Origin of the sequence: Streptomyces sp. NPDC007095 (genome assembly GCF_040634475.1) — a bacterium.
Lineage (GTDB): Bacteria > Actinomycetota > Actinomycetes > Streptomycetales > Streptomycetaceae > Streptomyces.
On sequence record NZ_JBEYFS010000219.1, the window covers coordinates 1 to 20,117 of the forward strand.

General features: G+C 67.6%; 16 protein-coding genes and 6 pseudogenes. 5 read left to right on the forward strand and 17 right to left on the reverse strand.

Annotation, left to right across the window (positions count from 1 at the left end; genetic code table 11):
- Positions 1 to 1,067 precede the first annotated feature (1,067 nt).
- The 4 genes and pseudogenes from ABZ656_RS46095 to ABZ656_RS46110 all read right to left on the reverse strand — a co-directional run.
- Positions 1,068 to 1,445: pseudogene (locus tag ABZ656_RS46095) on the reverse strand (ATP-binding cassette domain-containing protein); the annotation flags it as partial.
- Between the two features lie 95 nt (positions 1,446 to 1,540).
- Positions 1,541 to 1,840: a DUF6302 family protein gene (locus ABZ656_RS46100; protein WP_143677287.1), complete on the reverse strand. Its 300-nt coding sequence runs from the start codon at positions 1,838 to 1,840 to the stop codon at positions 1,541 to 1,543.
- Between the two features lie 61 nt (positions 1,841 to 1,901).
- Positions 1,902 to 2,252, reverse strand: a complete 351-nt coding sequence (locus ABZ656_RS46105; protein WP_360276987.1) for a transposase — start codon at positions 2,250 to 2,252, stop codon at positions 1,902 to 1,904.
- Positions 2,253 to 2,273: 21 nt separating this feature from the next.
- Positions 2,274 to 2,957, reverse strand: coding sequence for a helix-turn-helix domain-containing protein (locus ABZ656_RS46110; protein WP_360276990.1), 684 nt, complete (start codon positions 2,955 to 2,957; stop codon positions 2,274 to 2,276).
- A gap of 198 nt (positions 2,958 to 3,155) precedes the next feature.
- Between ABZ656_RS46110 and ABZ656_RS46115 the strand changes: the two genes are divergently transcribed.
- Positions 3,156 to 3,482 carry a hypothetical protein gene (locus ABZ656_RS46115; protein WP_360276993.1) on the forward strand — a complete coding sequence of 109 codons (327 nt, stop codon included), beginning with the start codon at positions 3,156 to 3,158 and terminating at the stop codon, positions 3,480 to 3,482.
- Positions 3,483 to 3,711: 229 nt separating this feature from the next.
- Here the strand turns inward: ABZ656_RS46115 and ABZ656_RS46120 are convergent, their stop codons facing one another.
- Positions 3,712 to 6,936: an alpha-L-rhamnosidase gene (locus tag ABZ656_RS46120; RefSeq protein WP_101403386.1), complete on the reverse strand. Its 3,225-nt coding sequence runs from the start codon at positions 6,934 to 6,936 to the stop codon at positions 3,712 to 3,714.
- A gap of 652 nt (positions 6,937 to 7,588) precedes the next feature.
- On the opposite strand from ABZ656_RS46120, the pseudogene ABZ656_RS46125 reads away from it, so the two are divergent.
- The 4 genes and pseudogenes from ABZ656_RS46125 to ABZ656_RS46140 form a co-directional block, all read left to right on the forward strand.
- A pseudogene (locus ABZ656_RS46125) lies at positions 7,589 to 8,301 on the forward strand (IS6 family transposase).
- Between the two features lie 67 nt (positions 8,302 to 8,368).
- Entirely contained in the window at positions 8,369 to 8,746 is a 378-nt protein-coding gene (locus tag ABZ656_RS46130; protein ID WP_101403387.1) for a hypothetical protein, read from the forward strand.
- Positions 8,747 to 8,819: 73 nt separating this feature from the next.
- A pseudogene (locus ABZ656_RS46135) lies at positions 8,820 to 8,936 on the forward strand (DUF6192 family protein); the annotation flags it as partial.
- 2 nt (positions 8,937 to 8,938) lie between these two features.
- Positions 8,939 to 9,046, forward strand: a pseudogene (locus ABZ656_RS46140) (RacP protein); the annotation flags it as partial.
- A gap of 103 nt (positions 9,047 to 9,149) precedes the next feature.
- Here ABZ656_RS46140 and ABZ656_RS46145 read toward each other — a convergent pair.
- From ABZ656_RS46145 to ABZ656_RS46200, 12 genes and pseudogenes are all read right to left on the reverse strand, one after another.
- A complete protein-coding gene (locus tag ABZ656_RS46145) occupies positions 9,150 to 10,298 on the reverse strand; it encodes an FAD-dependent monooxygenase (RefSeq protein WP_360276998.1) in 1,149 nt (382 codons plus the stop codon).
- A gap of 275 nt (positions 10,299 to 10,573) precedes the next feature.
- Positions 10,574 to 11,575: a hypothetical protein gene (locus ABZ656_RS46150; RefSeq protein WP_101403389.1), complete on the reverse strand. Its 1,002-nt coding sequence runs from the start codon at positions 11,573 to 11,575 to the stop codon at positions 10,574 to 10,576.
- A gap of 92 nt (positions 11,576 to 11,667) precedes the next feature.
- The gene (locus ABZ656_RS46155) at positions 11,668 to 12,552 is read right to left on the reverse strand and encodes an aldo/keto reductase (protein ID WP_360277001.1); all 885 of its coding nucleotides are present in this window, start codon (positions 12,550 to 12,552) and stop codon (positions 11,668 to 11,670) included.
- Between the two features lie 67 nt (positions 12,553 to 12,619).
- Positions 12,620 to 13,408 carry an SDR family NAD(P)-dependent oxidoreductase gene (locus ABZ656_RS46160; protein WP_101403390.1) on the reverse strand — a complete coding sequence of 263 codons (789 nt, stop codon included), beginning with the start codon at positions 13,406 to 13,408 and terminating at the stop codon, positions 12,620 to 12,622.
- A 36-nt stretch (positions 13,409 to 13,444) separates the two neighbouring features.
- Positions 13,445 to 13,762, reverse strand: a complete 318-nt coding sequence (locus ABZ656_RS46165; protein WP_101403391.1) for a putative quinol monooxygenase — start codon at positions 13,760 to 13,762, stop codon at positions 13,445 to 13,447.
- A gap of 13 nt (positions 13,763 to 13,775) precedes the next feature.
- A complete protein-coding gene (locus ABZ656_RS46170; RefSeq protein ID WP_101403392.1) occupies positions 13,776 to 14,549 on the reverse strand; it encodes an SDR family oxidoreductase in 774 nt (257 codons plus the stop codon).
- Between the two features lie 86 nt (positions 14,550 to 14,635).
- Positions 14,636 to 15,616 (reverse strand): aldo/keto reductase, encoded by a 981-nt coding sequence (locus ABZ656_RS46175; RefSeq protein ID WP_101403393.1) that lies wholly within the window; start codon positions 15,614 to 15,616, stop codon positions 14,636 to 14,638.
- Positions 15,617 to 15,752: 136 nt separating this feature from the next.
- Positions 15,753 to 16,082 carry a carboxymuconolactone decarboxylase family protein gene (locus tag ABZ656_RS46180; protein ID WP_101403394.1) on the reverse strand — a complete coding sequence of 110 codons (330 nt, stop codon included), beginning with the start codon at positions 16,080 to 16,082 and terminating at the stop codon, positions 15,753 to 15,755.
- A 92-nt stretch (positions 16,083 to 16,174) separates the two neighbouring features.
- Complete coding sequence (locus ABZ656_RS46185) at positions 16,175 to 17,431, reverse strand: MFS transporter (protein WP_360277007.1); 1,257 nt, start codon at positions 17,429 to 17,431, stop codon at positions 16,175 to 16,177.
- A 77-nt stretch (positions 17,432 to 17,508) separates the two neighbouring features.
- A pseudogene (locus ABZ656_RS46190) lies at positions 17,509 to 18,389 on the reverse strand (aldo/keto reductase).
- A 214-nt stretch (positions 18,390 to 18,603) separates the two neighbouring features.
- Positions 18,604 to 19,491: a helix-turn-helix domain-containing protein gene (locus ABZ656_RS46195; protein ID WP_101403397.1), complete on the reverse strand. Its 888-nt coding sequence runs from the start codon at positions 19,489 to 19,491 to the stop codon at positions 18,604 to 18,606.
- Between the two features lie 251 nt (positions 19,492 to 19,742).
- Positions 19,743 to 20,033, reverse strand: a pseudogene (locus ABZ656_RS46200) (integrase core domain-containing protein); the annotation flags it as partial.
- Positions 20,034 to 20,117 lie beyond the last annotated feature (84 nt).

Here is a 20,117-nt window from a genome sequence, read left to right on the forward strand (position 1 = left end):
ACACTTCACGCTTCTGCTCGTCCGACAACCCCGGACGCCCGATCCTCGCCACCCAGCAACACCTCCAGCAACCGTTCTACCTGGGATGTTGCACCGACCCATTGACCTCACCACGGCGTACTTCGCGAAGGATCCCCGATAGCAAGCAAGTACGAGTTCATCGATGAGATGCGGCTCGACACTGCGGAGTGCGCATACAGCGTCGAGTTCATGTGCGGCCGACTCGGCGTCTCCAGATCCGGCCTCTACGACTGGCGATCCCGCCCGGAATCCGCGACGGCCCAGCGGCGCGAGGAACTGAAACTGCTCATCAAGAAAGCCTTCGACATGTCCGACAGCACCTATCGGTTGGAAGACACCCGCCGAAGCCCTCAACGGCCATCTACTATCGATCAAATAAGCCGGTGTTGCATCCACTGATTGAACCTGGTAACTACATGTCAGCCGAGTTCGGGAAGACGCTCGACCAGTTTGGACTCCGCAGGTCTTCCGGCCGCACCGGGATCTGTTTCGACAACGCCATGGCCGAATCGTTCTTCGGTGCCCTGAAGAACGAGCGCGTATCAAGGGTGACTTACCTGACTCGCGAAGCCGCCCGGCAGGAAATCACTCGATAAATCGAATTCTGTACAATCGCAAATGCCTCCACTCGGCGGTGGGTTACCGCCCTCCGCGCGAAGTTCACGCCGAGTACGAGAAGTTGCGAATCGCCGCGTGAAATAGACGGTCAGACTCCTGTCCGGGAAACGCGAGGCCCCTCAAGAGTCTGGTCGACGCCGGATTGCTGATACCCAAGGGACCTGAGCACTACCAAGTGCACAGCCTTGCCCGGCTCTTCGGCGAAGCACGTTCCGGCGAATGGAGATTTCCTCAAGAGTCCTGGCCTCCGTAACGCTGGAAAGGCGGCCCTGTCCGCAGTCCGCCAACTCGGTGTCCCTCCCGGCCTCGCTGTATCGGCGCCCGCCAGACTGGGAGGAAACCCGACCAGGGAGCCGCTGTCCGTGACGTGAGCAATCTTTCGCTGATGAAGCACGGCGGGGTCGACGCCCCGCCGTGACGCCTCTCGGTCAGCGATCCTTGGCCAGGGCGAGGAGTTCAGCGAACAAGCCGCTCCCGTATGCAAGTTCGTCGTAGCGGCCTTGTTCGATGATGCGGCCGTCACGCATGACGAGGATCCGGTCTGCGAGACGGGTGTTCTCGAGCTGGTGCGTCACGACGATTGTCATGCGCTCGGCGGCGATGCGCTTGATCTCAAGGAAGATCTGGTGCTCGCCGCGCGGGTCCATCTGGGAGGTCGGCTCGTCCAGGATCAGCAGCGGGGTCTGCCGGTACAGGGCCCTGGCGCACGCGAGCCGCTGCCACTGGCCTCCGGACAGCTCGGCGCCTCCAAAGAGTTCTTTGGCGAGCAGGGTGTCGAGCTGCTTGGGCAGTTTCTCGACCGCCTCGGCGTGTTTGCAGCCGAGTGGAGGGCGAGGGGGCCGTTGGTCGAGGGCATGCCCCTGACGCGGACAACAAGGCCGTGGAGCCTTGAGGCGTGCGGTCAGCGCTGGCCGAGGAACGCGGACGACTGGGCGTGAGCGGCGGTGTATTCGATGACCCCGGCTTCGTGGTATCCGAACATGCGGCCTCGCGTGGGCCAGTCATCGACGGGTGTAGAGGCACCCCAGCAGATGGTTCTCGGCTCCCACGGCGAGCCGAGCGGCTTACGCTGGCGGACCTTGGGATACCGCTCTGGATGTGCTTCCAGCTGCAGAATGACGATCAGTGCCTCGCCCCAGTTCCCGACGGTCACTTCCCCCGCTACGCGAACCCCGCCCACGGGCACCGCCAGCTGGCTCACGCCTCCGCCGGAGACCCGGGCTGAGCTAAGTGGTCCGATTTGGAAGTCCTTCGGGGGTTGATCATGTAGCTGGTTCGGCAGAGGATTCTTCGTGGTGATCGGTGGTGTGCTGGTCGAGCCTGGCCAGCAGATCGTCCAGGTCGGAGGTGGTGAACTTCCACTGGAACGGCTGTGCTGTGGCGTTGTATCGGTCTTCGAATGATCGGAGTTGGTCGGTGACCTGGGCGAGGTCGGTGAAGTCGTTGGGCGAGACGACCTTGCGCTGCACGACGGAGAAGTAGATCTCCACCTGGTTCAACCACGAGGCGTGCACGGGGGTGTGGACCATCACCGCGTTCGGGAAGGCTGCGGCCAGGCGGTCGGCGGCCTTCTTGCCGCGGTGGGAGGAGCCGTTGTCCACGATCCAGAACACGCGCTTCGCGCTGGCGTAGGGCTAGGTGCTCATGACCTGGGCGACCAGGTTCATGAACGGGTGGATGCCGGTGCGTGGCTCGGTGCGGCCGAACCCTTTCGCGGCGTGGACGTCGAAGGCGGCGAGGTAGGCCAGGGCGCCGCCGCGTCCGTAGGTGTGGTTGACGCGCATCCCGCGGGCCTGGCCGGGGGCGAGGGTGGGGTGGCAGCGGCAGCGGGCCTGGATGGAGGTCTTCTCGTCCGCGCTGATGACGTACTCGTCCTCGCCGAGCCGGACGCCTTGCCAGGTGCGGGCGTACAAGCCGAGCACCCGCTCGGCCTTGTTCCGGAAGTCGGGGTCGGTGATGAAGATCCAGGACTGGTGCTGCCAGGGCTTGAGCGCGTCGTCGGCCAGCCAGCGGCGCACGGTGGAGGCGGAAACCGAGCAGGCGATCGCCCGGGCGCCGACCTCGCGGGCCAGTTCCGGGCACGACCAGCGCGCCGGCGGCACGCCGCTCTCGGCGGGCAGCCGGCAGGCCAGGGCCTTGGCCTGGGCCACCTGCAATGCGGTGAACGACGGCGGCCGCCCTGACCGCTCGCGGTCGGACAGACCGGCCAGATGGTGTTCGGCGAACCGGCCGCGCCAGCAGCGGACCGTGTCCAGATGCAGCCCTGTCTCCCGGGCGATGCGCGCGTTGGAGCGTCCGCGTGCGGCGTGCAGTACCACCTACGCGCGCATCCGCAGCCGGTGCTCGGTCTTGTGGCCGTAGGCCGTCTTCTTCAGTTGCTCGCGCTCAGCGGCGCGCAGGACTATCGGACGGGCGGCAGCAACGGGCAAGGCAGGCGGGCCGATCGGCAGAAGTAGATCACGACAGGCCGAAGACTGCCGCATCCGGCAACCAGCCCCTCGGGCAGGATGAACGACGTGTCCACGCCTTCGGAACACACCCGGCTCTCACTGGAGGAGCGCCTCGATGAGCGCGCCCGCACCGCCTGGCCGCAGCTGGAGCAACTGCACATCCACCACCGGGGAGCCTTCGCCTACGTGGAGGCCGACCAGGCTGACGGTGAACGGGTCAAGCTGATGCGGCTGCGCTACACCGGTGCGGTCGGCAGGTGGGGCTTCGCCTTCTACCACGCGTGCGGTGACCGCTACGAGGACTCCCTGCTGCCCAGCGGCAGCGCCACGGGCACCCCCGCAGACGGACTCGACTGCGCCTGCCAGCTCCACCTCGCCGCCCCCGGCATCTGAGCAGACACCGGTCACGGAACTGCCTCCGGAGTCAACCCCCGAAGGACTTCCAAATCGGACCACTTAGGAGTTGCTCCAACGGAGGTTGGCGGACACGCTCGAGACGTTCAAGGGCCACGGGGCGTGCGAGGGGTGCTCTGATCAGCTCAACAAGTTCTGGGGCTGACCCGCCGTCCGACCGTTCGGCTGCCCGGGCAGGTGGCCGCTTCGGGCAGCCGCGCCGCCTTGATCAGGTGGTGAAGCGGTGGGTGCCGGAGCCGACCCGGTACACCGCGCAGTCGTCCTCCTGGCGCAGGTACGTGCCGTGCGTGTGGGTCACCGCGCCCGGGGTGGAAGTGGGGATCCATACCTCGGCGGTTGTGTTGGGCGGCACCGCGCAGGTCAGCGTGAAACGGTCGGACCGCTGCCGCCAACGGGTGGAGACGGGGCCGTAGACCGAGGTGAACGTGGCGCGAGCGGTGGTGACGGCTCCGCCGGGGCGGGGGCGGATGACGATCTCGCGGTAGCCGGGCCGGCCCGCCGAGATGCCGGAGATGTTCGTGTAAATCCATTCTCCCACCGAGCCGTAGGCGTAGTGGTTGAAGGAGTTCATGCCCGGGTCCTGGAAGCTGCCGTCGGGCCGGATGGAGTCCCAGCGTTCCCACATCGTGGTGGAGCCCCGGTCGATCTGGTAGCCCCAGCTGGGGAAGGAGCGCTGCTGCAGCAGGCGGTAGGCAACGTCGGTGTGGCCCGTGTCGGTCAGGACGGGCAGCAGTCGGGGAGTGCCGAGGAAACCTGTCGACAGGTGCCAGTCCTTGGCCTTGATCAGGGCGACGAGCCGGTCGGCCGCGGCCTTCCGTGACGCGTCCGGCAGCAGGTTCATCGACAGCGCCAGGACGTAGGCCGTCTGCGTATCGCCCTTTACCCCGCCGTCGGAGGTGACGTAGGCGCTCTGGAAGGCCTTTCGTATCCGTTCGAAGAGATCGAGGTAGGGGGCGGCGTCCGTGCCGAGTTCCCCGGCCATTCGGGCCGCGAGGTCGGCGCTGTGCGCGAAGTACGCGGTGGCGATGACGTCCTTGGGGGTCTCGTCGTCGATGTTCAGCCAGTCGCCGTATCCCTGGTCCGGGCGCAGCAGTTGGTCGCTGTTCTTCTCCAGGTACGCCAGCCAGCTCTGGACGGACAGCCAGGCGTCCGCGAGGACCTGGCGGTCGCCGTACGCCTGGTAGAGGGACCAGGGGACCGTGACACCCGCGTCGCCCCAGCCGGCCGTGCCGTTGCCGACCGTGCCGACCATCGGAGCCACGTCCGTGAACGCGCCCTCGGCGGTCTGGGAGTCTCGAAGGTCGACGAGCCATTTGGACAGGAAGCGGGCCGACTCCATCGTGTACGCGGCCGTGGGCGCGAAGACGTTGATGTCTCCCGTCCATCCCAGGCGTTCGTCGCGCGCGGGTGTGTCGGTCGGAACGGAGAGGAAGTTGCCGCGCTGGCCCCAAGTGATGTTGTGGTGCAACTGGTTGAGCATTGGTACGTCGGTCTCGAAGTCGAGGGTGAAGGGGGCGGACGTATGCATGACGCGGCCGGTGACGGCTCTCGCCGAGGGAGTGCCGGGGAATCCGGTCACCTCGACGTACCGGAAGCCATGGAAGGTGAAGCGGGGCTCGTAGATCTCCTCCCCGTCTCCCTTGAGGATGTACGTGTCGGTCGCCGCCGCGGTCCGTAGGTTCGCGGTGTAGACGGTGCCGTCGGGGTTGAGTACCTCGGCGTGTCTGAGCCGGACGGTCGTCCCCGCGTCCCCCGACACGCGCAGCCGCACCGAGCCGACCATGTTCTGCCCCAGGTCCAACACGTGGACGCCGGGCTTGGGTTGGGTGATCTTCCTCGGCGTCAGCTCCCGCTCAACCCGCACTGGACCGTCCACCTGCGCGACGATCAGGTCGGGACCGATGTCGCCGACGCCACCCATGCCTCGCACACCGAGCCAGCCCGTGTCGTCGAAGCTGGGCGAGGCCCAGCCGGGGGTCTCCTTGCGCGCGTCGTACGTCTCGCCGTTCAGCAGATCGGCGGCGACGATCGGCCCGGCGGCGGCCCGCCAGTCGGCGTCCGACACGATGCGCTCGCTCGTCCCGTCCGCGTACTCCACCTCCAACTGGGCTAGAAACACCGGGACTTGGCCGTACTGGCCGGGCCCGAACATACCCACGTTGCCGGCGTACCAGCCGGGTGCCAGATACGCCCCGATGGCGTTGGTACCGGGCCGCAGGAGTGTGGTGACGTCATACGTCTGGTACTGGACGCGCGTGCGGTAGTCCGTCCAGCCGGGAGCGAGCTGGTCGAGGCCCACCCGGCTGCCGTTGAGGTGGCTCTCGTACAGGCCGAGCGCAGTGGCGTACAGGCGCGCGCGGGACACCTTCCGGCGCGGGAGCCGGAATTCGTGCCGCAGTTGGGCGACGGCGTACGACACCGGGACGACTCGCCCCCACGGTCCGCCACCCCAGGCCGCTGCCACCCGGACCGCCGGCCAGCCCCCGTCGTCGAACTCTAACTCCCGCCACCCGTCGGCCGGTTCCTGATCCGTGGCCCTCCAAGAGGTGTCGGTGAACACCTTCTGCTCACCGGAGGCGGTCCGGACGACAAGGGTGGCGATGAGTCCCGCCGGGCCTTCGGCCGCGTTGGTGGCGGCGACGGCGATAACGTTATCGCCGACCCGCACGCGGTCCAGTACGTCGATCACGGCCGGGCGTTTCCAGTCTTCGTTGTCCGTGTCGAGGTCGGTGTGGGCGACCTCAACTCCGTTCAGGGAGACGGCGTACACGTTGTCGGCGGTGATGGCGAGCGTGGCCGACGTGATCCTGTCGGGCAGTTGGGCGGTGCCGCGGAACCAACGGGTGGCCGCCGGAACGCTGTTCGTCGGATCACCCTCGGGGAACCAGATCCAGGAACCGCCCTCGAAGGACGGCGCGTCCACGAGGCTCGCCGGTGCGGAGATCCAGTCGGCGCTCCACTGCCCGGCATCCATCAGCCCGGTCTCCCACCACGAGGGCGCGCTCCAGCCGGAGACCTGTCCGTCGGTGTCCCACACGCGTACGGACCAGTGGTAGCGCGTGCGGGGCTTGAGGGCGGGACCTCCGTACGACACGAGAACCGACTCGCCGGACGTGACCTTCCCGCTGTCCCAGACGTCCGGGCGGGACAGGCCCGACGCGGTGGTGGCGACGCGGATCTGATAGGCACTCTGGCACATACCCATCCCGTCGGAGGCCAACGGCCAGCTCAGCCGGGGGCGTTGCACATCGATCCCCAGCGGGTGCTGGACGTACTCCGCGGTGGGCGCCGTGACACGCAGTCCGTTGAGCTGTGCCCGTGTCTCTGCCTGCGCCTGTCTGGATGCCGGTGCGGCCATCGCCGGCACGCTGTCGACGGTCGCTGCCGCGACCGTGGCGACCGCGCCCGAGAGCATGTTCCTCCTGCTGATCACTACGACTCCTCACTCACACGGAATGGATGAATCGATTCAGATTTGAGAGGCGTGGGTAACGTAGAACCTGGTGAGGCCCGGGGTCAATCGTCGTGCAACTGTTTTCGTGACACGGCTACTTTGCGATCGCTCCGGGCGGAGTCGGCGCGCGAGACGGATGCGAGGGCATTGAACGGTTTCAATCGGAGCCTGCGAATCCTTGGGCGGAGCAAGGCTCGGAGAGTCGTGATCAGGGCTGCGCGGCGGCGTATTCGGCCCAGGTGAGGAACGGAGCTCGGCCGGCCGCCAACTCTTGACGGTGACCAGGGCCTTGGCGTGGGTGCTGTTGTGTCGCCGCTTCCACCGCTTGAGTCGACGACTCGGGAAGGGCGCTCGGATCGGGCGGCCGGCACTCGCGAAGTCACCACCCATGCCGGGATGTTCCGCGCGGACGTCCTGGCCAACAAGCACCCCAAGCCTGCCTGGCAGAAACTCCGTTTCTTCAGTGCGAGGTTCTCCGCGTAGAGGTTCGCCGTCACCGTGGCGAGGGCGTCGAGCTTTCCCTGTTTCTCGGCGGCTTGCGCCTTCGCCTCGCGCAGCTGCTTGCGGGGCGCTGTCACGTTGGCTGACTGGGTGGGATGATCTCTGTGTTGATCATGCTGGGAGGGGATCGCTGGTGTCGCCTGTGCCGCCGGCGTACAAGGGTCACCGGTACCCGGTCGAGGTGATCTCCCACTGCGTGTGGCTGTACCACCGATTCCCGCTCAGCTTCCGCGAGGTCGAGGAGGTGATGCTCCAGCGCGGCGTGATCGTCTCCCACGAAACGATCCGCCGCTGGTGCGCCAAGTTCGGCCAGGCCTACGCGAACGGACTGTGCCGCCGCCGTACCCGGCCCGGCGACAAGTGGCATCTGGACGAGGTGTTCATCAAGATCAACGGGGTGCGGAAGTACCTGTGGCGGGCCGTCGACCAAGACGGCAACGTGCTCGACATCCTCGTCCAGAACCGGCCGCGGCCAGACGGTTCTTCCGTCGTCTGATGAAGAAGACCCGGGCGGTGCCGAGGGTGATCGTCACCGACAAGCTGCGTTCCTACGGGGCGGCCCACCGCGAGGTCATGCACTCGGTGGAGCGCCGCTCCCACAAGGGACTGAACAACCGGGCCGAGAACTCCCACCAGCCGACGAGGCAACGCGAACGCGCGATGAAGGGCTTCCGCTCCGTCGGCGCGGCCCAGCGGTTCCTGTCCGCGTTCAGCGGCATCTCACCCCACTTCCGACCCCACCGCCACCTGATGACCGCATCCCAACACCGAGCCGAAATGACCATCCGCTTCGCCACCTGGGACCAGATCACCGGCGCTGCCAGCCGGCCCACCACGGCCTGACCACAGGCCGGCACCCGGGCCCCACCAACTCCCCGACACGCCATCAGGCACCCACACACCCAACAACGTGACAGCGCCTGCGGGGAACCGCGCAGCACTCCATGGCGCGCTGACGATCGTCGCCCTGGCCCAGGAAGCCGGCGTACCTCGCAACGCGCTCACCCAGCGCCACCTCGACCTCAAGAACGACTTTTACACGCAGGTCAGGGCAGGCGGACAGACGCCGGACTCCGAGATCCGCCTGCGCCAACAGATCGTCAAGCTCAAGGAACTCCGGGCCAAGGACGTAGCGGAGTTGTCCCAGCTGCGGACCGATGTCGATCATCTTGTTCGCGCTGTTAACCAACTGACCGTGGAGAACCGGCAACTGCGCGGTGCACTGTCGCAGCCAGCCTCCCCCGTTCGAGTTCTGCCTACCCAAACGCACCCGAACCGGACACTCTGAGTCAGTACTCGACCCACCCGCGCCGCGCGGCATCTCACTGCGCCCGGCGACCTGGCCCCTGCCCCCTTGGGGGATGGTTCAGCGTCCGATCCAACGCTGCATGTCGACGCTGGGCTGGATCGAGACGGCTGTCGACACGGGCAAGGTCGACGTCGACGACGAACTGGCCCGTCTTCTCAAGGGCGAATGAGGATGCCCCGCGCCCCACCGCGACTGGGCGATGCGGCCAGACGCCACGCGGACACCCTGCGGTTCGTACTATTCGAGGCCAGACCCGTCGGCGTTGAGTTCCCTCAGCTGGAATGAGCAGGGGCCAGCCCCACGTCGGAGTCGTCGACGCCGGTGAGGCTGCTGGTGACGGTGTGGATCGGAGCCGGGTGGTACGCCGGCGCCCGGGATGAGCTCAGGCAGTTCGACCAGTGAAGGAGCGGCTGAACTGCTGTCCCGACTGGACCATGCCGCGGACGTTGCCGAGCCGCTTCCTTTCGTACCCTGTGAGGGCCTGCGCCACTGTCGATCCACGCACGCCCGCAGCAACGGATTCGGCGACGGCCTCGGCGTCGTAGAGCGATGCGCTGAAGCCCGAGCCGGTCATCGGGGTCGGCACATGCGCGGCATCTCCCACGAGGGCAAGACGCCCGTTGACGAGCTTGTCGGGGACGTACTCGGCGATGGGGGTGCCGATGACGGCACGCCGCTCGATGCAATCGAGGATGGCCTCGCGCCAGGGCGACGGCCACAGGTCCTTGGCTTTGTCCGCGAGCTCGCGGGAGGTCACCTCCGGTATGTCGGCGGAGGTGAGCGACCGGCGCACGACGTTGCCGACAACACTGCCCGTTTCGCGTAGGAGATCATTGTGGCTCGCGTCGTACCAGGCCCAGCCGACCTGGCGGGAGCCCGGGGCGACGGAACCGTCGGGGCCGGGCAGTGGGTAGCCGAGGAGATAGTCCTGGCCGCCGCTGAGGATGTCGACGTCCCGTGGCAGGCGGCGTGAGGACACGAGCGAGGACTCTTTGGTGAGGCCGAGCCAGATCAGGTAGCCGGCGAACGTCGCGTCGGGCTTGTCGGGTGCGACGCCGACGCGCACGACGCTTCCGTGGCCATCCGCCCCGATCACGACATCGCCTCGGAACGTCTGCTGGTCCGAGGTGATCACCCACGCGGAATCCGCGTCCTGGTAGACGCTCCGTACGAACGTGTGGGGGCGAAGCTCGATATAGGGGTCGGCGTCGACGGCCGCCCGGAGCCGGGCATGGACCGCCATCCAGCTCTGCACACCGGGGGCCACTGAACTCAGTGGCGCCGAACCGCTCTGCGAGTAACGGGATCTCGTGATTCTGCTGAGAAGGCCCTCACTCACCCCGCCGAGAGCAGCACCCTTCCGAATCCGAGGGGCGGCCCCCGATCGCTCCAGCATCGTCACGTCGACTCCGGCGTGCGACAGGGCCAATGCGGTCATCAGACCCGCGAGAGATGCACCGACGACGATGGCGGCGCCCTGGCGCTTGTCCCGGTTCCCGGAACGGGGCACGTCTCGCATAGCTGTGGTCATGCTGTTGTTCTCCTCACGTAGTCGTCACGGTGTTGGTCTGGGCCGGCGCGGTGTGGCAGGCGCCGAGGCTCGGGGTGGACATCTCGGCGGCGCTGTCCAGCGTGATCACCGGGCTCTTGCCAGTTGTGTCCCATCCCCCGCGGAAGTGGGGCACTGACCATGCAACCGGCAATGGCGATGACGTGGGAGTCTCGGTTGTGAGGGGTACCTGCAGGGACCCTCAGGTGGCATCCGTGCAGGCCACGCCCTTTGCACCACTGGGAACTGCCGGACGCTCAGTGTGAGAGCAGCGCGCCGAGGTCGATCTTCCCGCTCTGCACTTGCGAGTCGTGGGGCTCGTTGAGTCCGCCGTCGGTGATGTACAGCCGCTTCCCGCGCACCGCGGTGGCGGTGGGCGAGGCGAGGCCGTCCGAGGCGGTCAGCACGGTCCTGGTGGTGCCGTTCGGGTAGACGACCGCGATCTGGTTCTGTGTGTTCAGCGCGGCGAACACGACGTTGGAGTGGTCGCTGAGGAAGTTGAAGTCATCGATGCCAGTGAGGCCGCTGGTGATGGTGTGGACCCGGCCCGGAGCTCCGGTGGCGGTGACGGGGATCCGCAGCAGCGTGCCCTTGCTGAGGTTGGAGACCCATACAGCGCCGTTGTGGAAACGGAGTCCGTTCGCACCGTACGGCACGGGTGCGGACGCCTCGATCGCGAGGGCGGGGTCGACCAGCCACGCGGTCGCGGGACCGCCGGAGACCGGTACGGCCCAGACGGTGCCCATCTGGCTGTCGGCGACGTACAAGGTGCGCCCTGCCGGATCGATGGCCAGACCGTTGGGGACTCCGCCCACGGGCAACGCCGCGATGCGGTGAGGAGTGCCGCCGGGCGGCAGCTTCCACACCCCGTTCCGGGAGGCGTCGGAGGACCACACGTTGTAGTAGACGGTGCCGTCGTGGCCGCGAGTGTTGCCGGTGATCCCGTCGCCCTTCTGCCCTGTGACCAGCACCGTGCGGTACCCGGACGGCGCGATCCGCACCAGCGCCGGCCGTTCGCCCGCGGGCGCGCCCACCATCGAGACGGTCAGTGAATTGTCCGGGGCGACGGTGATGTTCTCGGGCACGTCGCCGGTGGCGAAGTCGAAGGCGGCCACGGTCTTCACGTGGGTGACGGCGGGCTGCGCGTCCGCGTGTCCGGTCGCGGCGGACGCGTACGGTGCCGAGACGATGACGGCTGCGGTCGCGGAGATCGCCGCGAGCTTGAACGACTTCTTCATGGATATGTCTTTCGTGATCATTGCGCTCTTTCGTTCTTTCCATCGGCGTCGCAGGCCCGGCCGGAGTGGAGCGTCAGCGGCGCTGACGACCTGCCTGATCGGCTGGGGAGCCCCTAGTCGGGGATCGGGAAGCCGGCGTTCTCCAGGTTGAGCGAGTCCGGGTCGGGTCCGCCGCGTACGCCGGTGTCGAGGGCGTCGATCGCGGCCACCTCGTCGGGGGTCAGGGCGAAGTCGAAGACGTCGAAGTTCTCGGCGATGCGATGGGCCTTGACGGACTTGGGGATCGCGCAGAAGCCGTGGTCGAGGTGCCAGCGCAGCACGACCTGCGCGGGTGTCTTCGCATACTTGTCGGCCAGGGCTGTGATGACGGGGTCTTCGAGCGGGTTGGTATCGGCCCCCCGGTAGACGTAGGAGCCGCCGATGGGCGACCACGACTGGGTCAGGATGCCGTGGCTTTCGTTCGCTGCGCGCCACTCGCCTTGCGTGTAGTAGGGGTGCACCTGGATCTGGTTCACCGCCGGAACGATGTCGGTACGGGAGATGAGCTCGTCGAGCTGCTTGGGCGTCTGGTTCGACACACCGATCGCACGGACGCGCCCCTCGGCGAGGAGCTTCTCCGCCGCCTTGTACGCCGCGATCGTCCGCTCGAAGTCGGACGGCAGCGGCTGGTGCAGCAGCCACAGGTCGAGCTGCTCGATGCGCAGCTTGCGCAGACTCACGTCGAAGGCCCGCAGCGCGGAGTCGTAGCCGTAGTCGCTGATCCACACCTTGGTCGTCACGAAGATCTCGGAGCGGTCCACGTCGGAGCGGGCGATCGCCTCGCCGACCTCCCGCTCGTTGAAGTAGGCGGCGGCGGTGTCGATCAGCCGGTAACCGTCGTGCAGCGCGGTCAGGACCGCGTCGGTGGTCTCCTCGGGGGCGCTCTGGTAGACGCCGAGTCCCAGGGCGGGGATCCGTACGCCGTTGTTCAGGGTGATGAATGGGTTCGTTGCAGGCATGGTTCGCTCCAATCGGGGCGGGCGCACGCAGCGGTGCGCGCGAGCGGACGGGAAGGGGGACGCGGGCTCAGTCGGCAGAGACCACTGTCGGCAGTTCGACGTCTGTGAGATCCGCGCAGTACTTCAGCAGCCGGTCCTGCACCTCAAGCGACTGCGTCGCCGGGTGCGGAGGGCAGGGCTGCTGGTGGTAGAAGTAGCGGCCGGTGACCAACGCCGCCGCGTCGTCGCCAGCCGCCAGCCATGTCTGGGTCACCGGAGCCAGCCGCAGGTCGTCGGTGGCGCCGCTCCCGCCCATCTTCGTGGCGACCCAGCCCGGGTCGACGGCGTTGGAGAGCACCTCGGGCCATTTCCTCGCGACGGCGAGCATGAGAGTGGTGACGTGGAACTTCGACTCCGAGTACGCCTGGGAGCCCTGCCACGGCCGCGTCACCCACTGCGGGTCCCGCAGGGTGGTGTCGCGGCTGTGATGCATGCCGGAGCTGAGATAGACGAGCCGCCGGGGCGGGGTGATCAGCGCCGTAAGGAGGTAGGGCGCCAGCACGTTGACCGCGAAGACGTCCGAGAGGCCGTCCTCGGTCTCCACCCTGCCTCGCCCGTAGTAACCGACGCCGGCGTTGTGGATGACCGCGTCAAAGGTGCCCAAGTCGTTGACCTGGTTGGCCACATCGCGGGTCCGGGCGATGCTGGAGAGGTCACCGACGGCGACGCCCGCGTTGTCCGGGAGCGCGGCGTGTGCGTCGCGGGCCCGGGTGTTGTTGCGTGCGTGGAGCGCCACCGTGTGGCCCTGCCGCAAGAGCAGTTGGGCGGCCATCAGGCCGAGGCCGTCGGTGGAACCGGTGATGAAGATGCGAGCCATGAGTATTTCCTGAGGGGTTCGGACCCCGACCAGTCCCTAGTCCGGGTCGCTGACCCGATTGCTGGTGGTGACCTTGAGGGGTGCGTCGAGCAGCGGGAGGAGTTGTTCGACGACCTTCGTCACGTTCGGGTGCTCGGCGTGTTCCGCGACGGCTTCGGGCGAGGCCCAGCCGTCGACGATGTGGAAGGTGTCGGGCTCGTCCGACTGCTGGTAGAGGTCGTAGTAGAGGCATCCGGCCTCGGCCCGCGCGGGGCCCACGAGCTCCAGCAGGAGCTTCTTGACCCTGGCGCGGTGGGTCGCCTTGCCGCGTACCTCGCAGATGATGTGGCGCTCTGCAGACTTGACCGTGGCCATGTGGATTCCTTCGTCAGTTCTGGCCGGCATAGACGCGGGTCATGCCGCCGTCCACGACGAGGTCGATGCCCGTGATGTAGCGGCTGGTGTCCGAGGCCAGGAAGACGAGGGCGTCGCCGATGTCCTCGGCCGTTCCCACGCGTCCCGCCGGGATCTCCTTCGCGACGCGCTCGACGTAGGCGGCGATGTCGTCGTCGCTCAGCTTCTGTTCGTGGCTGTAGCCCTCGGTGGGCACCACTCCGGGGCTGATCGAGTTGACCCGGATCCCACGGTCCTTGAGGTCCGTCGTCCAGCTGCGGGCGAGGGAGCGTACGGCCGCCTTCGACGACGCGTAGACGGCGAACCCGGGCAACCCCATGTCGGCGGTGATCGACGCGTTGAGGACGATGGACGCGCCGTCGCGCAGGACGTCCAGCATGCTCTGCACCGTGAGGATGACGCCCTTGATGTTGATGCCGAGCTCGCTGTCGATCTGCTCCTCGGTCAGCTCGGCGAGGGGCGTTGCGTGTCCGCCACCCGCGTTGGCGAAGAGTATGTCGAGGTGGCCGTGCGCCGCCTTGATCGTTTCGGCGACGCGCAGCATGTCGCTCTTGCTCGTGACGTCGGCTCGGATCCCGGTGGCGGACGGGCCGAGCTTCTCCGCGGCGGCGTCGAGCACGTGCTTGCGTCGGCCTGTGATGTAGACAGTGGCTCCCTCTTCGATCAGACGCTTGGCGGCGCCGAAGCCGAGTCCGGTCGTGCCGCCGGTGACCAGGGCGATCGGCCCCTTGAGTGCCTGCGATTCCATGTGAACTTCTCCTGATGGGCAGGGCCTTCCTGACGAAGCGCCTCGAACGACGCTTCGTCAGGAACGGGCCGATGGAGGCTGGTGACTTACCGGTTGATGGTCTTCTGCTGCGCTGCGGTGTACCGCTCGCCCTTGATCTGCACCTGGGCAACGGCCTCTTCGATGCGCTTGAGGTCCTCGGAGGTCAGTTCCACGTTGTCGGCGCCGATGTTCTCTTCGAGGCGGTGCAGCTTCGTCGTGCCCGGGATCGGTGCGATCCACGGCTTCTGCGCCAGCAGCCACGCGATGGCGGTCTGAGCCCGGGTCGCCTGCTTGGCGTCCGCGATCTCACCCAGCAGCGCGATCAGGGCGAGGTTGGCCTCACGCGCCTCTTCCTCGAAGCGCGGCAGCACGTTACGGATGTCGTTGGCCTCGAACTTCGTGTCCTGACTGATCGCGCCGGTCAGGAACCCCTTGCCGAGCGGACTGAACGGCACGAAACCGATGCCCAGCTCTTCCAGGGTCGGCAGGATGATCTCCTCGGGCTCGCGCCACCACAGCGAGTACTCGCTCTGCAGGGCCGTGACCGGCTGGACCGCGTGGGCCCTGCGGATGACGTCCTCACCCGCTTCGGACAGGCCGAAGTGCTTGACCTTGCCTTCCTGGATGAGATCCCGGACCGTACCGGCGACCTCTTCGATCGGCACGTCGGGGTCCACCCGGTGCTGGTAGAACAGATCGATGCGGTCGGTCTGCAGACGCTGCAGGGACTGCTCGGCGACCAGTCGGATCCGCTCCGGCCGACTGTCCAGCCCCGCCGTGGGGTTGCCGTCCTTGAACCCGAACTTCGTGGCGATGGAGACCTGGTCGCGCACCGGCGCCAGGGCCTCGCCCACCAGCCTTTCGTTCGCCTCTCCGTACCCCTCCGCGGTGTCGAAGAGCGTCACACCGCGCTCGGCGGCCGCCCGGATCAGCTTGATGGCCTCACCCGTGTCCGCCGCCGGGCCGTAGCCGAAGGTCATTCCCATGCAGCCGAGCCCGATCGACGACACTTCGAGCCCGCTGTTTCCCAGTTCACGCTTCTTCATTTCGTTCTCCTTTCGAGTGGCCACGAGCGACGACAACGCCCTGGCCGGTGTGGGTCCTGATGGTCGTGATGTGTGCCAGACGTGTGGTCAGTCCGCGTCGTCGCATGGGGTGTTGCTCCAGACGGTCGGCGCGGGGTCAGCTCGCGTCGGCGCCCTCGACGATGTTCTTCAGCTGGGTGATCGCGGACATCGCATTGGGCCAGCCGGCGTAGAACGCGATGTGGGTGATGGCCTCGACCAGCTCGTCCTTCGTCACCCCGTTCTCCAGCGCCTTCGGCAGGTGGAAGGCAAGCTGGTCGGCGCGGTAGAGGGCGACCAGGGTGGCAACGGTGATCAGGCTGCGGTCCCGCTGGGACAGGCCCTCGCTCGCCCACACCTCGCCGAAGAGGACGTCGTCGGTGAGCCGGACCAGTTCGGGCGCGAAGTCGCCGAGCAGCTTCTGTGCGGCGGTCTGTTCTTCAGCCATGACGTTTCATCTTTCTATGTGTTTGATCCGTTACAAAACGTAATCAGACGAGTTGGGGGTTCGTGGCAGGAACGCCACGTGGTGTCCCGGAGTCAGGCCGCCACGCGGTGGGCCTGAGCCTTGTGCGGGGTCTCCTCGTCCGCCGCAGGCAGGGACATCTGAGGTACGGCGGTGCGGGTGGCGCGTATCGCGGCGAGGACGAGCAGGGGAATCAGGCCCAGGCCGGCCATGACCGCGCCGACCACCTCCGGTCCGGTCACGCCCAGGGAGGTGTCCAAGGTCGTGCCCGCCAGCCAGGAGACGAGGGCGATCCCCAGGTTGAAGGCCGACACCGTCAAGGCAGCGGCGAGGGCGGGCGAGGAGTGTCCGAAGCGCACGGCCAGCGGGGTGGCGATCGATGTGATGCCCAGGCCCGTCACACCCAGGAGGACTACCAGGACGACGGTCGCCACGGGGCTGGTGGACAGCGGGATCAGCAGGAGCAGCACCAGCACCGAGGCGACGGAGGTGGTGATGAACGTGGCCAGCGGCTTGCGGTCGCCGAGGCGCCCGGTGATGTTCGTGCCCAGCAGAGCACCGACGCCGAAGCCGACCAGGACGAGCGGTACGGCTCCTTCGGAGATCCCGGTCCGCTCGGTGAGCAGCGGAGAGATGTAGCTGTACGCGGCCATGAAGCCACCCGTGACGAGCGCGGTGGCGGCAAGGACCAGCCACATACGGCCATGGCGCAGGACGGCGAGCTGGGAGCGGACGGAGGGGGTCACCTCGGCGCGTTCCGCGGCGGGGATGAACCGGCCGATGACCAGGGCAGCCACGCCCGCGAGGGCAGCCAGCGCCCAGAACGTGCCGCGCCAGCCGATCGCCTGACCGACCCAGGAGCCCAGCGGCACACCGGCCACGATGGCCAGGCTCATGCCGCTCATCATCACGCCCATGGCGCGGGAGGCGGCGGCCGGTCCCGCGGCGGAGGTGGCCACGACCGAGCCGACGGAGATGAAGGTACCGGTGGCCAGCGCGATGATCACACGGGCCGCAAGCACGATGGAGAAGGAGGAGCTGAGTGCGGCGATCACGTGGCCGACGGCGAACACGGCAAGCGCCAGGACCAGGGTGGAGCGCCTGGGCAGGCGCAGCGTGGCGATCGAGATCGTGGGCGCGCCCACGATCATGCCGACCGCGGACGCCGTGATCAGCAGGCCGGCCGTGGAGACGCTGACGCCGAGGTCGGCGGACACCTCGGGCAGGAGAGCCGCGATGATGAACTCGCTGGTGACCATCACAAAGGTGCCGAGGGCCAGCAGCGGGACGACGAACGGCAGCCTGGCGGGCTTTTCTCGGTGAGAAGACATGCGGAGGTAGAGCCTTTGCTGAATGTGAGGGTGAAATAGGGGGCCGCGTCGCGGGAGCGGCCGGTGCCGGCGCTGGTTCAGCCGAAGGAGTCGGCCTTGATGCTGTCCGGGTCGGGACCGCCGCGCAGGCTGGTGTCGAGGGCGTCGACGGCGGCCGTCTCGTCCGCGGTGAGCGCGAAGTCGAAGATGCCGATGTTCTCCGCGATGCGGTGCGGCGTGACGGACTTCGGGATCGCGGACAGGCCGTGCTCGATGTGCCAGCGCAGCACGATCTGCGCGGCGGTCTGCCGTACCTGGCAGCGATCCGAGTGATGACCGGGTCCTGCAGCGGGCTCTTGCCCGCGTGCGGGGCGTCGGGCCAGTACAGGTTCACCGCACCGAGGGGCGACCACGCCTGGGTGACGATGCCGAGGCCGGCATGCGCCTCGCGCAGCTCGCGCTGGATGAAGTACGGGTGCAGCTCGACCTGGTTGACCGCCGGTACGACGTCGGTGCGCTCGATCAGGTCGTCCAGACGCTCGGGGCTGAAGTTGGAGACGCCGATCGCCCGCACCCGCCCGTCGGCCAGCAGCTTCTGCGCTGCCTTGTACGCGGCGACCGTCGAGTCGAACTCGGACGTGTACGGGAAGTGCAGCAGGTACAGATCCAGGTAGTCCAGGCCCAGCCTGCCCAGGCTGGCGTCGAAGGCACGCACGGTCGCGTCATGGCCGAAGTCCGAGAGCCACAGCTTGGTGGTCACGAAGACCTCGCCGCGGTCGACACCGGAGGCGACGATGCCCTCGCCGACCTCCTTCTCGTTGCCGTAGACGGCGGCGGTGTCGATCAGTCGGTAGCCGTGCTGGAGCGCGGTCGTGACCGCGGTGGCGGTCTCCTCCGGTGGGCTCTGAAAGACGCCGAGGCCGAGCGCGGGCATCTGCACGCCGTTGTTCAGCGTGATCATCGTGCTCTTGCCAGTCATGGTGGTTCCTTGCATGAGCGGGGACGGGCCGATACGAGGTTCGATACCGGTCGGCCCCAAAGCGGGGCACTAACCATGCAACCGGGAACGGACACGATGAGGGAGTCTCCGCTGTGAGGGGTAACAGCAGGGACCCTCAGCGGCATATGCGCAGGCCAAAGCCCCGCCCTTGCTGCCGGCGGCAGCCGGACAAGGCGGGGCCGTGGACGCCGGTTCAGTTCCCGGAGTCCGCCTCGGCGGCCTGCACATCCGCGGCCTCGGCCGTGGCGGACCAGCTCGCCAGCAGTTTCAGGGCGTCCGCGGCCGCGGAGCCGGGGGCCGCGTTGTACAAAGCCACGACCAGCCCCGAGCCGTCCGGTAGGTTCATCGATTCGAAGTCGAGCTCCAGCTCGCCGACGACCGGATGCCGGAAGCGTTTCGTCCCCTCATGGAAGACGTGTACGTCGTGAGCGCCCCACATCACACGGAAGGCGTCGCTGCGGGTCGACAGCTCACCGATCAGGTTCGACAACTCGCGGTCGTACGGGTTCTTGCCCGCCTCGATCCGCAGCGCGCCCACAGCGCCCCTGGCGATGCGTTCCCAGTCGACGTAGAACCGCCGGGCCGCGGGGCTGAGAAACACGAACCGCACGGTGTTCGCCCCACAGACCGGATCGGCGTACATCTCCGAGAACAGTGCGCGACCGAGCGGATTGGCGACCAGAATGTCGAACCGGTGGTTCTTCACGAACGCCGGCATGCCCGGCATCCCGTCAACGATGCGCTGCACGCTGGGCCGCACAGCCGGCCGGGCAGTCCGGCGCCGCACACGGGCGGGCGTCGTGTTCGCCGCTCGGGCCAGGTCGTACAAGTGCGTGCGCTCCGTGTCGTCGAGCCGCAGAGCCTGGGCCAGCGAGTCCAGGACGCTGTCGGAGACACCGCTGAGATTGCCACGCTCCAGACGCGTGTAGTACTCGACGCTGACCCCGGCGAGCATCGCGACCTCGTTCCTGCGGAGCCCGGCCACCCGGCGTTGTCCGTACACGGGCAGACCGGCCTGCTCGGGCGTGATCTTGTCACGGCGAGACTTCAGAAACGCACTGATTTCGGCGCGGTTGTCCATGAGGCCAGGGTAGGTTCGCCGCACACGGACTGAGAGACCCTGTCATTACCCCTCACAGCAGTAACCCCCAGCGCCAGCCCCTTCCGGTTGGGCGGAGTCGCAGGTCAGAGGGGTTCGCCGCTGGTTACCTCCCCGCCCCCAGGCGGGATGCGGATCACGGGAAGGGACCGCGCAAGCCGACGGACCTTCCGGACGAGTCGCCACCACAGTGCAGAGGAAGGGCCCTGACCCTTGATCGTGGACACCGGTTGTCATGCGGCAGAGGCCAGCGTAGTTGATCGTTGCTCGAAGGCGATCGGGCTGATCTGGCCGAGGCGGGAGTGCCTTCTTCGGGTGTTGTAGCGGGTCGCCCAGCGGAAGACCGCGAGCCGGGCCTCGCGCGCCCCGGTCCACCGCTTCTTCCCCTGCAGCGTCTCCCGTTTCAGGGATGCGTTCAGGGATTCCGCGGCGGCGTTGTCCGCGCTGGTGCCCACCGCACCGCGTGACCTGACCACACCGAGGTCCTCGCAGACCTGGGCGAACTCCTTGGAGACGTATTGGGCGAGTTCAACCAGTCGTTGCAACACCGGGCTGTTGCAGCGAGCGTAGCTGCTGTTCGAAGACCTCGGCCGGCGTCCGCCAACCCA